At 65.5% G+C, this 443-nt stretch carries 1 protein-coding gene; it reads right to left on the bottom strand.

Annotated features, from left to right (window positions below; translation table 11 throughout):
- Window positions 1-443: VCBS domain-containing protein (locus B7G53_RS22320; RefSeq protein ID WP_217992648.1), on the bottom strand; the 443-nt coding region annotated here is incomplete at both ends.

Below are 443 nucleotides of genomic sequence, written 5' to 3'. Positions count from 1 at the left end.
TGATCGTGATCTTCACCGAGCTGGCCGTGCCGTCGGCGCTGGCCACCGCAAAGGTCTCGTTGACGTTCTGGCCGACGTTCAGGTTGTCAAAGGCGCTGTTGGCCGTGAAGGTCCAGGCGCCCGCCGCGTCGATCGCAAAGGTGCCGGTCGTGCCGACGATGGTCGCTGCCGTGAAGGTGTTCGGCGTGTTGTCCACATCGCTGGCGGTCAAGGTGCCGCTGGTCGTCACGGCGGCGTTGGTCTCTGTCAGCGCCACATTCGCGCTGCTGACCGTGGCCGCATCGTTGGTGCCGTTGATCGTGATCTTCACCGAGCTGGCCGTGCCGTCGGCGCTGGCCACCGCAAAGGTCTCGTTGACGTTCTGGCCGACGTTCAGGTTGTCAAAGGCGCTGTTGGCCGTGAAGGTCCAGGCGCCCGCCGCGTCGATCGCAAAGGTGCCGGTC

The sequence above is a fragment of the Polaromonas sp. AET17H-212 genome (genome assembly GCF_002379085.1).
Classification (GTDB): Bacteria; Pseudomonadota; Gammaproteobacteria; order Burkholderiales; family Burkholderiaceae_C; genus Polaromonas.
The sequence above is the reverse complement of the archived record's forward strand: the minus strand, read 5'-3'. Positions and strand labels throughout refer to the sequence as shown.